The organism is Neglectibacter sp. CSJ-5, assembly GCF_032490475.1.
GTDB lineage: Bacteria > Bacillota > Clostridia > Oscillospirales > Acutalibacteraceae > Hominenteromicrobium > Hominenteromicrobium mulieris.
Genome location: NZ_JAVYJC010000001.1, coordinates 596,767 through 611,625, shown reverse-complemented (window position 1 = coordinate 611,625; position 14,859 = coordinate 596,767). Strand labels below are relative to the sequence as shown.

General features: G+C 55.4%; 12 protein-coding genes. 7 read left to right on the top strand and 5 right to left on the bottom strand.

Annotated features, from left to right (window positions below; translation table 11 throughout):
- Positions 1–162 precede the first annotated feature (162 nt).
- The 4 genes from R2K26_RS02745 (at position 163) to recG (ending at position 5,766) form a co-directional block, all read left to right on the top strand.
- Positions 163–1,044 (top strand): aminoglycoside 6-adenylyltransferase, encoded by an 882-nt coding sequence (locus R2K26_RS02745; protein WP_316518668.1) that lies wholly within the window; start codon positions 163–165, stop codon positions 1,042–1,044.
- Between the two features lie 16 nt (positions 1,045–1,060).
- Positions 1,061–1,834, top strand: a complete 774-nt coding sequence (locus R2K26_RS02740) for a TIGR00282 family metallophosphoesterase (RefSeq protein ID WP_316518667.1) — start codon at positions 1,061–1,063, stop codon at positions 1,832–1,834.
- 134 nt (positions 1,835–1,968) lie between these two features.
- Positions 1,969–3,663: a DAK2 domain-containing protein gene (locus R2K26_RS02735; RefSeq protein ID WP_316518666.1), complete on the top strand. Its 1,695-nt coding sequence runs from the start codon at positions 1,969–1,971 to the stop codon at positions 3,661–3,663.
- Positions 3,664–3,726: 63 nt separating this feature from the next.
- A complete protein-coding gene (gene recG / locus R2K26_RS02730) occupies positions 3,727–5,766 on the top strand; it encodes an ATP-dependent DNA helicase RecG (RefSeq protein WP_316518665.1) in 2,040 nt (679 codons plus the stop codon).
- Between the two features lie 52 nt (positions 5,767–5,818).
- Here recG and R2K26_RS02725 read toward each other — a convergent pair whose 3' ends face one another.
- The 4 genes from R2K26_RS02725 to R2K26_RS02710 all read right to left on the bottom strand — a co-directional run bounded on the left by R2K26_RS02725 (position 5,819) and on the right by R2K26_RS02710 (position 9,060).
- Positions 5,819–6,844: a glycoside hydrolase family 172 protein gene (locus R2K26_RS02725; protein ID WP_316518664.1), complete on the bottom strand. Its 1,026-nt coding sequence runs from the start codon at positions 6,842–6,844 to the stop codon at positions 5,819–5,821.
- Between the two features lie 22 nt (positions 6,845–6,866).
- Positions 6,867–7,775: a patatin family protein gene (locus R2K26_RS02720; protein WP_316518663.1), complete on the bottom strand. Its 909-nt coding sequence runs from the start codon at positions 7,773–7,775 to the stop codon at positions 6,867–6,869.
- Between the two features lie 89 nt (positions 7,776–7,864).
- On the bottom strand, positions 7,865–8,323 hold the full coding sequence (locus R2K26_RS02715) for a hypothetical protein (RefSeq protein ID WP_316518662.1): 459 nt from the start codon (positions 8,321–8,323) through the stop codon (positions 7,865–7,867).
- Positions 8,320–9,060 (bottom strand): 4Fe-4S binding protein, encoded by a 741-nt coding sequence (locus R2K26_RS02710; protein WP_316518660.1) that lies wholly within the window; start codon positions 9,058–9,060, stop codon positions 8,320–8,322. The genes R2K26_RS02715 and R2K26_RS02710 overlap by 4 nt, the downstream gene beginning before the upstream one ends.
- Before the next feature lie 115 nt (positions 9,061–9,175).
- Here R2K26_RS02710 and R2K26_RS02705 point away from each other — a divergent pair, with 115 nt between their 5' ends.
- Entirely contained in the window at positions 9,176–9,859 is a 684-nt protein-coding gene (locus tag R2K26_RS02705; RefSeq protein ID WP_316518659.1) for a Crp/Fnr family transcriptional regulator, read from the top strand.
- A gap of 253 nt (positions 9,860–10,112) precedes the next feature.
- Complete coding sequence (locus tag R2K26_RS02700; RefSeq protein ID WP_308448094.1) at positions 10,113–10,667, top strand: DUF308 domain-containing protein; 555 nt, start codon at positions 10,113–10,115, stop codon at positions 10,665–10,667.
- A gap of 135 nt (positions 10,668–10,802) precedes the next feature.
- Here R2K26_RS02700 and R2K26_RS02695 read toward each other — a convergent pair whose 3' ends face one another.
- Entirely contained in the window at positions 10,803–13,076 is a 2,274-nt protein-coding gene (locus R2K26_RS02695) for a glycoside hydrolase family 3 N-terminal domain-containing protein (RefSeq protein ID WP_316518658.1), read from the bottom strand.
- A 205-nt stretch (positions 13,077–13,281) separates the two neighbouring features.
- Between R2K26_RS02695 and R2K26_RS02690 the strand changes: the two genes are divergently transcribed.
- Positions 13,282–14,859, top strand: a complete 1,578-nt coding sequence (locus R2K26_RS02690) for an alpha-galactosidase (protein WP_316518657.1) — start codon at positions 13,282–13,284, stop codon at positions 14,857–14,859.

The window sequence follows — 14,859 nt, the reverse complement described above, 5'->3', positions numbered from 1 at the left end:
GCGAAAGTATAGGGCCGTTTTGTAAACTCAAAAAGAAGTCTTGTGTAAAATCCACGTAAAACTGCTTAACATTTCGGGTTTTACAAAGCCAAAATCAAAAAGAACATTGAAAAAAAGCCCGTTTTGCGGTAAAATAAGCCTATAAAATGCGGAGGAGTTTTTATGCGCAGCGAAAAAGAAATGTATGACCTCATCCTCGGCTATGCAAATGCCGATGAAAATATCCGTGCCGTCATCTTAAACGGTTCCCGTGCGAACCCGAACCGTAAGCCCGACCCGTTCAATGATTTTGACATTGTGTACCTCGTGCGCGATCTGACTCCGTGCAAGGAAAAAGCCTATTATAAAGACTTCGGCGAAATTCTCGTCTACGAGCGCACCGACGAAACCGAGCTATTTAAAGAGCACTTTCCCGAGTTCGTATGCTATCTGATGCAGTTTGCGGACGGCAACCGCATCGACCTGACCGTATCGAGCATCGACCGCTGGGAAGTATATTGTTACGACGACCGCCTTTCCGTCGTATTATTGGATAAAGACAACGCCCTGCCGAAGCTGCCGGAGCCGAATGAGAGCACGCACTACGTCAAAAAGCCGACCGAGCGTATGTTTTTTGACTGCCGCACGGAGTTCTGGTGGGTCTCGCCGTACGTCTCCAAGGGCCTGTGGCGCGGCCAGCTCCTGTTTGCGCAGACGCACATGGAAATTTGTATTCGCAAAATGCTGCTGCAAATGATGAAATGGTACGCCGGAACGCTGCATGGGTTTGATTACAGCGCCGGCAAATGCGGTGACGCCTTAAAAGACCTTCTCCCCGCAGACATCTGGAACGGCTACCTTGAAACCTTCGCCGCATGTACCGAAGAAGACATTTGGCGCGCACTGTTTAAGGCAGGCGAGCTTTTCACGGAGCTCACCAAACGCACCGCAAAAGCGCTCGGCTTTACGGTCACGGACGAATACGACCGCCGCGTCACAAGCTTTTTAAAATACACAAAAGATTTGCCGAGAAACGCCAAAACGCTGGATTTTCATATTGACTAAAAGAAAGGACCCCTATATGCAGATATTATGTATCGGCGACGTGGTGGGCAGCCACGGGTGCGACTTTCTGCGCCGCACTCTCCCCGCCTTCAAGCGCACTAAGGGCATCGATGTCGTCATCGCAAACGGCGAAAACTCCTCGGACGGCAACGGCATCACCCCTGCCTCCGCAAACCACCTGCTCGATAGCGGCGTGGATATCATCACCACCGGAAACCACACCTACCGCCGCCGCGAATTTTACGATTATATCGATGAAAGCGATTGCGTCATCCGCCCCGCAAACTTCCCGCCGGAAGCCCCGGGTAAAGGCATGACCGTTTTAGATCTCGGCCGCACGCAGATCGCCGTCATCAACTTAATGGGCAATGTATACCTTGACGAGCACCTCGCCTGCCCGTTCCGCACACTCGATACGCTTTTAAAAACGCCCGACCTGCCGAAAATCTGCATCGTGGATTTTCACGCGGAAGCCACCGGCGAAAAGCGCGCATTCGGCTATTATGCAGACGGCCGCGTCTCCGCCGTGTTCGGCACGCACACACACGTGCAGACGGCCGATGAAACCGTTCTGCCGAAGGGCACCGGATACATCACCGACGTCGGCATGACCGGCCCCATCGAGTCCGTACTCGGCGTCAGAGCGGAGCTCGTCATCAAAAAGCAGATAAGCAAAATGCCCGTGCGGTTCGATTTTGCGGACGGTCCGTGCAAGCTCGACTGCATTTTGTTCGATATCGATGAAAAAACAGGCCTCACCCGCAGCACAGAGCGTTTCTCCCTGCGCTAAACGTGATTTCTGTGCGGTATTACCCTTGTTTTTTCCCGCAAACTATGGTATAGTGTAGTTTGAAAATACATGCAAATATCTATCGGAAGCCGGTTTTTCGCCTTCCGAACGTTTTTAGACAGGATGTGTATGCAGTGATTACAGGTAAACAGCTTCGCGACGCAGTCATCTCCGGCGCGAACAGCATATTGAAAAACCGGAAATTTGTGGATGACCTCAACATCTTCCCCGTTCCGGACGGCGACACGGGCACGAATATGTCCATGACGATCGGTGCAGGCAGCGACGCCATGCAGGCGCTTGCGGATAACGAAACAACCGCTAAGGTCGCAAAGGCGGCGGCTTCCGCCATGCTGCGCGGCGCAAGAGGCAACTCCGGCGTTATCCTTTCCCTTCTGTTCCGCGGCTTCTCGAAGGGTCTCGAGGACACCGTAGAAGCAGACGGTACACAGCTCGCAGCGGCGCTCGCCATCGGCGTGGATTCCGCTTATAAAGCCGTTATGAAGCCGACCGAAGGCACCATTTTGACCGTTGCCCGCGTGGCGGCGGAAAAAGGCGCTGCGGCAGCCGAGATCGACAACGACCCCATTTATGTTTGGGATGCCATCTGCATGGGCGCGGCGGAAGCACTGGCCACCACACCGGATCTTCTCCCCGTTCTGAAAAAAGCAGGCGTCGTCGATGCCGGCGGTCAGGGCCTCTGCATGATTTTCGATGGCATGATGCAGGTCTTCAAGTACGGTGAGATCGTCAAAACCGACATGACCGAAGCCGAAAAGGCCGAGGAGACCGCCCAGTTCTTTGCAAGCGTTGCGGCGGAATTTGACAGCGAGATCAACTTCACCTACTGCACGGAGTTCATCGTCGGCCGCGACCCGGAAGTCACCACCGAGCCAAACGAGCTGCGTCTGTTCCTCGAAACCCTCGGCGACTGCGTTGTTGTGGTCGATGACGAGGAGATCATCAAGGTGCACGTACACACGGAACAGCCGGGTGTGGCGCTCACAAAAGCGCTGGAATTCGGTTCCCTGCTGACCGTAAAAATCGAAAACATGAAAGAGCAGCACAAAAAAGCTGCCGAACTCAATAACGCAAACCGCGCGGCTTACGAAGCGGCGCAGGCCGGCAAAGAGGAAAAGGAGACCTTAAAGCCCGTTTCCCCCGAAGAGGAACTCGGCTTTGTTTCCGTAGCGGCAGGCGACGGTCTGCGTGCACTCTTTGAAGAACTCGGCTGTGCACAGGTTGTCAGCGGCGGCCAGACGATGAATCCCAGCACGGAGGACATTGTCGAAGCCGTTCTTGCCACCCCGGCAAAGACGGTTTTCGTACTGCCGAACAACAAAAACATCATCCTTGCGGCAGAACAGGCCGTGCCGCTCGTCACCGACCGCAAGATTATCGTCGTACCGACCCGCACCATTCCGCAGGGTCTCTCCGCACTCTTAAGCTTTGACCCGGATGCTTCCGCAGACGAAAACGCTTCTGCCATGCTTTCCGCAGCGGAAAACGTCGCGACCGGCACGGTCACGTTCGCCGCACGCGATTCCGAATTCGGCGGCTTCAAAATCAAAGAGGGCGACACCATGGGCATGACGAACGGCAAGCTCGAGTTTGTCGGCGACACGCCGGTGCGTTCCGTCTACAAGGTCGCAAAGGCGCTGATGAATAAGCACACCTCGTTTATCACGCTCATTTACGGCGAAGGCATCACCGAGGAAGAAGCCAACGAAGCACTGCGTCTCATCAAGAACAAGGCAGGCGACGGTGTGGATATCAACCTCGTAAACGGCGGCCAGCCGGTCTACTACTTCATTCTTTCCGTGGAATAATTTCAAAGCAGCTTAGGGCGGGGCTTTATGCCCTGCCCTTTTTCGTTTTATGTCGGAGGTTTCATGGCGTCTTTATTTGAAGCGGACATTGCGTCTTTAAAAGGAGTCGGCCCAAAGCGTGCGGAGCTGTTCCGCAAGCTCGGCGCGCCCACGGTGGGCGATCTGCTGCGTCTCTATCCCCGCGCTTATGAGGATTGGCGCGACGCGGTGCCCATCCGCAATACACTCTTAAACGAAGTGAATATCGTAAAAGGCACAGTGCTGCGCCGTCCTGTCGAGCAGCGTATCCGCGGCGGCATGACGCTTTACAAGACAAGCATCACGGACGGCGAAGACGACATGCAGCTGACATTTTTCAATAACCGCTACATTACAAGTCTGCTCACGGAGGGCGCGGTCTACGCGTTTCGCGGCAAGGTAACCGGCACGTTCATGCGCCGCGAAATGGCCTCCCCGGAGTTCGTTCCCGAAAGCCGCATGCAGGACATGGTGCCTGTTTACCCGCAGACGAGCGGCCTCACCTCTCGCATCATTGCAAACGCGGTAAAAGAAGCCCTGCGCCTGCTCCCCGAGACCGTCAAAGACCCGCTGCCCGACGCGCTGCGCCTGAAATACGCGCTGTGCCGCCTCGAATACGCGCTCAAAACCATCCACTTTCCGAATTCGCCCGAAGCGCTTTCCACGGCACGCAGACGGCTCGTGTTCGAGGAACTGCTCGTCTTGCAGCTCGGCATGGCGGAAATCCGCCGCGCAGGTGTGCGCGAAAATCCGTATCCGCTCAAAAAGGATTATACAAAAGAGTTTGCCGCCCTGCTCCCCTTCACGATGACCGGCGCACAGCAGCGTGCCGTGCAGGACGGCATCCGCGACATGCAGGGCCCGCACCCGATGAATCGTCTCATTCAGGGCGATGTCGGCAGCGGTAAAACAGCCGTGGCGGCGGCGCTGTGCCACACGGTCATTCAAAACGGATTTCAGGCGGCGCTCATGGCTCCTACGGAAATTCTGGCGGCGCAGCACTACGAGTCCCTCTCCAATCTCCTCGCCCCCTGCGGCATCAAAACGGTGCTCATCACGGGCAGCATGCGCGCCAAAGCAAAACGCGAAGCCATTAAGGGACTCAAAACCGGCGAGATTCAGCTTGCCGTCGGCACGCACGCACTCATCAGTGACGGCGTGGAGTTCTCGTCCCTCGCGCTCGTCATCACGGACGAGCAGCACCGCTTCGGTGTCAATCAGCGCACCGCGCTCGCAAAAAAAGGCAACTTCCCGCACACACTTGTCATGAGCGCCACACCAATCCCCCGAACCTTGGCGCTGATGATTTACGGCGACCTCGACGTTTCCGTTCTAAATGAGCTTCCCCCGGGACGTCAGCCCATCGAAACGTATCTCATCGACCCGCCAAAGCGCCGCCGCGCGTTCGGGTACATCAAAAAGCACATCGACGAGGGACGACAGGCGTACATCGTCTGCCCGCTTATCGAAGAGGGCGAAAGCGACGCGGCAAGCATCGCGGCGTATGAAAAGATCGTGCGCGATTACTTCGGTGACATGCCCATCGGCATTCTGCACGGCAAAATGAAGCCGAAGGAAAAGGACGCCGTCATGACCGATTTTGCAGAAAACCGCACGAAATTATTATTGTCCACCACGGTCGTCGAGGTCGGCGTGGACGTGCCGAATGCCGTCATCATGATGATTGAAAACGCCGAGCGCTACGGCCTTTCGCAGTTACACCAGCTGCGCGGACGCGTCGGCCGCGGCAAATACGCCTCCACCTGCATTCTGGTGACGGAAGCACAAAACGATGAAACATTACAGCGTTTAAGGCTCTTTTGCAGCACCACGGACGGCTTCAAGGTCGCGGACGAAGACCTGCGCCTGCGCGGTCCGGGCGATTTCTTCGGCGAGCGCCAGCACGGCCTGCCGAAGCTCAAAATTGCCGATATGTTAAACGACATGCAGATTTTGCAGGAAGCGCAGCAGTGCGCCAAAGAGCTGACCGAGCGCGACCCGGAGCTCAGCTCCCCCGCCCTGCGCGGCCTGCGCGCCGAAATGCGCCGGCTCTTTGCATCAAATAACGGCACAGTAACCCTATAATAAAAACAAAACAGCTTCCGTTCGGAGAAATCCCAAAACGGAAGCTGTTTTTTTATTCCATGATAAGCTCTTTGTCTTCCGGCAGCGTAAACGGCACCGGCTTCGGCTCCGTCTGGTACCAATATGCCACAGACGTGTAATCGTCGTAGCGCGGGCCCGTCCAGCCGAGGTTATCAATCGTCATTTTAAAGTCCTCATCGAAATAAACCGGGTCTTTCACGTGCCAGCGGTACAGCATAAAGCGCTTTTGGTGGTTATACATTTCCTTCGTGTCGCCCAAAATCGCATACAAGCCCGTATAAAGCCCGCTGAACGTCTGGTAGCGGTTGAGGTAAATGTCATTGCCAAAGCCATACGAGCCGCAGAAGTAATCCTCCGTGCCCGTGTAGTTCATCGTGGGGTATGTGTCGCCGTCAATGTACATTTTGGCTTCACCCTCCACCCAGCAGGTGTTGTGCCCGTTCATGCCGGAAGCCAGCGTCACGCCCGCAAAGCAGCCCTTGCCGTGCACGCCGTCCAAGATCACATACGAGCGTCCCTTCTGCACAGGGTGCTCCTGCCGATATGTCGCGTGAAAATAACCGCTGTTTTCGGGAATCTCTCCATACCATCCGGAAATCATATAGAAAAGCGTCTCTGCCTTTTCACCGCGATTTTCCATTGTAATACGGCAGTGTTTTCTGAACGGCATTTCAAAGTAGCTGTTGAACCCGCGCCCCGGTGCAACGAGCATCATAGCCGAGTTCAAAACCGGGTAATTGCCGTCGCGGTCAGAAAAATTCTCGTCATACGCGCAACCGAAAAATGCCGAAAACGGCGCTTCCACGGACGGCTGTTCATTGTTTTCCCAGTAGATTCGCAGAATAAACGAGTGTCCCACGTAACCCGTGAACCACATGTGTGTCACCATGCCCGGGCCGTCCGTGTCACACAGCGTAACGGTCTCGCCGGGCTGAATTTGAATGCACGGGTTCAGTTTTTCACAGTCCTTACCGCGTGTGCCGCCGCCTTTTGTACCTGTTGGATTTTCTGCGGAAAACCCAAAGTTTCTGCGGTTTTCCATTTTAAAAAGTGTCATGAAAATGCCTCCTTTATTTCTGTTAGAGTTTAATACTAAGCATTTCTTCAATTGAACCGAGTGCCGCGCGCCCCTCATAAAGTCCCTCGTCATGTAGAGCGAGCAGCGCGGGAACCTCCGCCTTTGTGCGGCTGACGTTGAGCAGCTTTAACGGACGAATGATGACCGCCCTGCCCGCTTTTTCAAGCTTTTCACACAACGCCAACTGACGGTTATAAATCTCATGACGCGTGCGCATCGCTTCTGCCACAGCAGGGTACTTGCGAAACGCCGCTTTCAAAAACGCCGTGTGCCCGAACGGTTCCTTTTGGTATCCCTTGTTGCGCGTCAAAACAATCACATGGAACGTGTTGCCGTCTGCAAGCGACTTTTCGATTGGAATCGGGTCACTGATGCCGCCGTCCAAGAGGTCATAGCCCATATAATGCTGAATTTTCGTGATGAGCGGCACGGAGCACGATGCACGCGAAGCCATAAACGGCGCTTTTAGCGTGTCCTTTTCAAACCAAACGGTCTTGCCGTCCGCACAGTTCATCGCGCCGGTCAAAAAGCGCGTATCCTGCTCATGAAACTTGTGCCAGTCGAAAAAAATGTGCTTTTCCGGCACCGTGCCGAAAATATAATCAAAGTCGAACATCGTGTGCTTTGTCAAAAGATTTCGCGTACTTACATATTCGGGGTTCCCGACATAGTGTTCAATGATCTCTCGGCTGCGCCCCGGTTGGCCCGATATGTACGAAAGCGCATTCGCTGCGCCCGCCGAAACGCCGATAATATACGGAAACAGCAGATCTTTTTCCATGAACGCTTCCATCACACCGCAACTGTAATAGCCGCGCAGGCCGCCGCCCTCTAAAACGAGCGCTGTGCCCTCAGGCAGCCGGCGCGAAAGCGTCTTGCCGGGAATCGGCTGCCATGTATAATCGGTCACAAATCTCACCCTCTTTGCGCTTATCATACAATATCAAGTTAAAAAAGTCAAGGAGGAAAGCCGCAGCTTCCTCCTTGCAACAAAACGGTTCAGTTTAGAGTTTCAAGCATCTCTTCAAGCTCCTCCTGGCTCCAATCTTCGCCGAGCGCAAACACGGCTTTGTGAAACACAAAAAGCTCGTCTTCGCCCAACTCACCGCTTTCGAGCTTGCAAAGCATCCCCGGCGCGATTTCGATCAACCGTTCGGTGATGGCAAATTTCTGCTTCCGCACAGCCTCCCGCGCGTTGCGCACAGTGCCGAAATCTAAATCGCTCGTGCTGCCGCATGGCATGGCGCAATACGCACAGTCCGGCGCAATGCGGTTTTTCTCCGCGTGGGCGCACGCCAGCATGTTCTGCAACGCCGTTTCATCATCCTCCGCAAGCGCGGCAAAGCCCTCAAAAAGCACTCTGTCCGTTTCCACGGTCTTCGCGTTTTTCTGCTCCGCGCGGACAACGCCCACAAGCGCCCCCAGCAGCGCATCCCACGTTTGATTTCCCGTCCTCATTCTACGAGACTGCCGTCGGTCGCGATGACCTTCACCTGCCACGGGATGAACTTGCCGCTCGCCTTCAGTGCGTTCACTGCTGCGTGCTCAAGGCCGCCGCAGCACGGCACCTGCATGCGCACAATTGTCAGGCTCTTGATGTCGTTCTGACGGATGATCTCCGTCAGCTTTTCGGTGTAATCGCCCTCATCGAGCTTCGGGCAGCCGATGAGCACTTTTCGGTTGTGCACAAAGTCGCGATGAAAATCACCGTACGCATACGCCGTGCAATCCGCCGCAATCAGCAGGTTCGCGCCGTCAAAATACGGGGCGCGGATCGGCGCTAATTTAATCTGCACCGGCCACTGGCGCAGCTCGGATTCAATCTTGCCGCTGACCGCACTGTTATCCGTATTTACAGACTTTCTCTCAATAGCGCGTGCCATGCTGCCCGGGCAACCGGTGAACTTCGGCGTGCCAAGCTTTTCTGCCATTTCCTCTGCCTCTTTCTTCGCGGCTTTCTCTGCCATAGCCATTTTCACGGCTTCCTCGTCAAACGCCGCCGCTTCGCGCTCCACAAAGGAGATTGCGTTCGTGGGACATGCAGGCAGGCAGTTGCCGAGACCGTCGCAGTAATCGTCGCGCAGCAGCTTCGCCTTGCCGTTTACAATGCCGATGGCGCCCTCCTGACAGGCATTCGCGCACAGGCCGCAGCCGTTGCATTTTTCTTCATCAAAGTGAACGATGGTGCGGATCATATTCAAAATTCCTTCCAATTTTTAAATTTTGCAAAAGCCACAAGGTTTTCTCTTGACTTTACGAACACAGTATACTACGATTAGGCTGTAAAGTATGTTGTTATAACAACGAAGATTGAAAAAAGGAGGCTATTTTACGGATTACAGCATCTTAGGGCGCTCGCCGCTGTTTCGGGGCATCCCCGCAGGCGATTTCGGCGTTTTGCTCGAGCACCTAAAAGCGAAAACGCGCAGCTATAAAAAGGGCGATCTCATCTGCCACGCGGGCGAGCACACAAACGCGCTCGGCATCGTGCTCACGGGCAGCGTGACGATTGAAAGCGACGACATTTTCGGCAACCGCAGTGTTCTCGATAAAGTCGGTCCCGGTCAGGTCTTTGCAGAAACCTATGCCTGTGTGCCGAATGAACCGATGCTCGTCAATGTCGCCGCCGCAGAAAACTGCACCGTGCTGTTTTTGAAAACCGCACAGATTCTCTCCCCGTGTCCCGTAAACTGCAGGTACCACGGCAAGCTGATTGAAAACCTGCTGCTCGTCAGCGCGCAGAAAAACCTGTCGCTTTCGCGCCGTATTTTCCACACCGCACCGAAAACGATACGCGGGCGACTCATTTCATACCTGTCGTTTCAGGCCATCCGCGAAAACAGCGACAGCTTCACAATCCCGTTCAATCGCCAGCAGCTTGCGGATTACCTTAGCGTAGACCGCAGCGCACTTTCCAAAGAAATGGGCAAAATGCGCGACGAAGGCATTTTAAACTTCTCCAAAAATCATTTTGAACTAAAGCGCACAAGCTGACGGAAAGCGAGACGAATAAAGTTTTTGATCCAACTTTTTTCAAAAAGTTGGTGGGGGCTCGGGGCAAAGCCCTGAGTCGACTTTCGCAAAAGTCGAAACACCTTTTGCCTAACTAAGATCAGGAAAATAGGCGCAACAATCCGGTGAATTGTTGCGCCGCAAGAAACCCTATCAAGGGGGTTCTTGAAAGGCGGTCAAAACCGCCTTTAGAAATACACTCTCCATTACTCTATTATAGAAAGGACTTATCTTCATGAAAAACATTTTCTTCCGCACCACGTCTCTTTGGGCGTCCGTCCTTTACATGGCGCTCGGCCTTGTGCTCACGTTTTGGCCGGGCATGTCCGGCACCGTCTTTTGCTGGGGCATCGCCGCTGCACTCATTTTGTACGCCGCACATAGCTTTTGGTATTTTATAAAAGCCAGAAACCTCGGCTTCACTGCAGGCGGCACGCTCGTCATCGGCATTCTCTGCCTTGCGTTCGGTATTTTCTGCTTTTCCCGCCCGTACGTCGTCCTCTCTTTCCTGCCCATCGCGCTCGGCATCATGCTGCTTGTAGACGGCATCGGAAAAATGCCGCTCGCCGTTGATGCCCTCTCGGTGTACAGCCCCTACCGCTTCTGGGTACTCATCTCCGCCGTACTGCCGCTCATTCTCGGCATCGTGCTGCTCGTAAATCCGTTCCGTGCCGCAAAAGCCGCCATCATGTTCTTCGGCATCAGCATTTTAGCAGACGGTCTCTTTGAGCTCATCACCTACATCCAGCAGCGCCGCGCAGAAAAATCCGAGTACAAGGATATCCGCTAAACAACCTTTTTGCAATAACAGGCAACATATACCGTTCGACCGAACGCACGTCGTGAAGACGAGCATCGCACAACTGCAATAAACGAAGCACCGTGTCCTTGTGCGGCACAGTGCTTTTGTTTTGACTATATTCGTTTACTTCGTAATTTTCAGCTCGCCGTTCCAGACCTTGCTGCCGCTTTCCTCAACGTAAAGCTCCACTTTACTCTCTTCCGGCGCAAACTGCATTTTGCGGTTCCAGATGCTCAGTGCGTCACAGTCAAGCTTCAGTTCTACCGTCTTCTTTTCGCCGGGCTGGAGATACACCTTCTCAAACGCTTTCAGCTCGCGCACGCGGCGGACGATTGTGCCGCTCACGCCCTGAATGTACAGCTGCACCGTCGCATGGCCCGCCGTGCTGCCGGTGTTTTCCACCTCGCACGTCACGGTATGCGCTTTTCCGTTTTCAAGTGCCGCAATAGAAATTTCCGGCGTGCCGTCCTTTACAGTCGTCTTGAACGTCGTGTAGTGCAAACCGAAGCCGAACGGGTACAGCGGCGTGTTCTCCAAATCGCGGTAGCGCATCATGTCATAGGAAGCGCGGGCGTTGTAGTACACCGGCAGTTGTCCCGTTGTGCGCGGCACAGAAACCGGCAGGCAGCCGCACGGATCTGCCGCGCCGCTCAAAACTTCCGCAATGGCCGTGCCGCCCCACGGGCCCGGATAGAACGACCACAGCACCGCATCGCTCTTTTCCGCAATCTCGGGGATAGCATGCGGGCGGCCGGAAATGAGCACCGTCACAACCGGCTTGCCGCTTTCAAACACGGCATTCGCCAGCTCGTTCTGCGCGCCCGGCAGACGCACATCAGAGGTATCCACGCCCTCGCCGCAATCCATCTGCAATTTCGTACCGACGATTGCCGCGCCGTTCGTGTCAAACTCCGCGCCCGCAAAGCGGCTTGAAGAACCGCCCAGCGCCAAAATGACGAGGTCGCTCTCCTCCGCAAGCTTCTCCGCCTCCGCAATACCGGAAGTATCGTCGTCGCAGATCGTGCAGCCGAGCGCATAGCGTACATCGACGTTCTTAAATTCGTTCCGAATGCCGTCAAGCACCGTCACACCCACACCGTCACGCAGCGGCGGTGTGTAGTCTCCAAGCTGCTGATACAGCGCGTCCGCGTTCGGGCCAATGACCGCAATGCGCAGCTTCTTCTCTTTTTTCAGCGGCAGAACACCGTCGTTTTTGAGCAGCACTGCCGACTGCCGCGCAATTTCAAGGCTCTGCGGAAACGTTTTCGGCACATTGTATTCCGTCAGCGGCTTTTCTTCAAGGTACGGGTGCTCAAACAACCCGCGCGCAAATTTCAGCTCCAGCATGCGCAGAACCGCCTTGTCGAGCGTTTCTTCGGAAACGAGCCCGCGCTCCACGGCTTCTTCCAGGTGCGGGAAGCTGTCGTCCCACAGGCTCACGTCCACGCCTGCATTTAAAGCATACGCGCCGTTTGCCGCCTTGTCGTTACCCGTCAGCATACCGAGACGGTCAATCGCTACGCCGTCCGCCATCACGATGCCGTCAAAGCCAAGCTCCTCGCGCAGCACGTCCTTTAAAAGCCAGTCATTCGCATGGCACGGCACACCGTCAATCTCATTATATGCTGCCATCACACCCGTCGCGCCCGCTTTCACGGCCTCCTTCATCGCGGGCAGATGAATTTCGCGCAGTTCGCGCTCGCCGATGCGCGCCGCACTGGCGTTTACGCCGCCGGTCGTTTCGCCCTGTGCGCAGAAGTGCTTCGCAACAACCTCCAAACCGGCACTCGCACAGCCCTTCACCGCCGCCGCAGCGTTCTGACCGCAGAGGTACGGATCTTCGCCGTAGCACTCTTCGCTTCTGCCCCAGCGCGGGTCACGCAGAATGTCCAGCATAGAAACGAGCGCAAAATCCACGCCCATTTCTTTTTGCTGTTCGCCAACGACCTTAAAGCCCTCTTCAACGAGCTTCGGGTTCCACGCTGCGCCCATGCCGAGGTTCACCGGCAGCAAATAGCCGTCGAGCGCCTGGTGGCCGTGCGGGCACTCGCTGCTCATCAGCATCGGAATGCCGAAGCGAGAGTGCTCCAGTACATAGCGCTGCGCCAGATTATAGGCGCGGATTGCGTTCACGCCGGTAAGGCCGGTCGTATAATCCTTATTCGCCCACGGGTCTGCGCGGTATAAGCCGTAAAGCACACCGAGGCCGCCCCATTTTTCCACTTCTTCTTTAAAGCTGTCCGCAAGCTCCACGTGCTCGCCGTTGCAGGTGTAGCTCTGAAAGCCGTAAAGCTTCTGATTCACCTGACCGACCTTTTCGCGCAGCGTCAGGCGCGGCAGCAGGTCTTCCGCACGCTCTTTCGGGGAAAGCGCACTGTCTTTAAATTTTTCTTTCATTTTTATTGTCCTCTCCATTGAAACTGTCAATCGACATAAAGCTCAGTTGTGCGTACATGTTAAAGCATAGCACACCTTTGCACGGTTGACAAGGAAGAAAATCAAACGAATTTTTCGTACAGCTTTCACGGAATTTCATCACTTTTCTTTTTGCGTATCCTGTGTTATACTATAAAAAAGCATCCATGACCGAAGGAGCACCCCTATGAATCCAAAAAAATTCCCCATGCCCACCGGCATGCTCTTAAAAACCGACGATGAAGAAAAATTCCTTCCGTTTCAAAATCCAACTACCTATAAAGACATCACCGTCGAGTTAAAGCCGAACGGCGAAGCTCTGCGCGTATACGTCACCGCTGATACAACGCCCGTGCAGCGCGTCACGCTCTATTTCGCGGACCCGCTGCCCGAAAAAGCGCAGGTTTTAGGCGGTGTTTGGGAGCGCGGCTACGGCGACTATGAATGGCGCGGTTATGTCCCCCATCGCGTCATGCCGTGGTACTTCTTCCTGCAGAGCGGCAACAAGACCGAAGCCTTCGGCGTGCACACGCAGCCCGCTGCCATGTGCTGGTGGACAGCCGAAAGCACCGGGTACAGCGTATATCTCGACGTGCGCTGCGGCGGTCTCGGCGTGCGCTTAAATGGTCGCACCCTCTGCGCTGCGGAGCTTTGCCGCGCAGAATACGAAGACGCCGACGGCTTTACTGCCATGGGTGAATTTTTCTCCGTTTTGAGCCCGAATCCCATTCTGCCGAAATCCCCCGTCTACGGCGCGAATAACTGGTACCATGCCTACGGGCATGCCACGGAAGATGACGTTCTGCGCGAAGCGAAGGCCCTCGCCGAACTCACCGAAGGGCTCGCAAACCGCCCGTGGTTCATCATCGACGACTGCTGGCAAATTGACCGTGCGGATAACTACAACGGCGGCCCGTGGCGCGCAGGCAACAAGGGCTTTCCGGACATGCCGGGCCTCGCCAAAAAGCTGCACGAATCCGGCATACAGCCGGGCATCTGGGTACGTTTATTATGGGATCACAGCGAAAGTATTCCCGCCTCTTGGCGCTCGAAGCGTGACCCCGAATACCTCGACCCCTCCGTGCCCGAAGTGCTCGACCACATCGCAGAGGACATCCGCACCGTCTCAAGCTGGGGTTACAAGCTCATCAAGCACGATTTCACTTCCTACGACGTACTCGGCCGTTGGGGTTTTGAAATGGGCGACGAGCTCACGGACAGCGGTTGGCGCTTTGCGGACGAAACCCGCACAACGGCCGAAATTTTAATGGAATTATATAAACGCATCTTAGCTGCCGCGGGTGACGCCATGGTCATGGGCTGCAACTGCTTCGGCCACCTCGGCGCTGGGCTCATGCACCTCAACCGCACCGGTGATGACGTCAGCGGCAAGCTCTGGGCACGTACGCGCCGCATGGGCATGAACACATTGGCATTCACCGCGCCGATGCACGACCGCTTCTTCGCCATTGATGCCGACTGCGTACCGCTCACCGATGCCATCGACGAAACGCTCGGCATGCGCTGGCTGGAGCTTGTGGCAAAAAGCGGCACACCCACGCTGCTCTCCGTTCCGGCTTCCTATTTAAACGGCGAGCGCAAAGCCATCATCCGCGACGCTTTCCGCCGCGCAAGTCAGCCCCAGCCCACCGCGCGCCCGCTCGATTGGCACGAGACCACCTGCCCCGCCGTGTGGAAGCTCGGCGAGGAAACGAAACACTTTGACTGGACAGAGCCGTGCGGCATTCTGACCGGCAGCGTATAA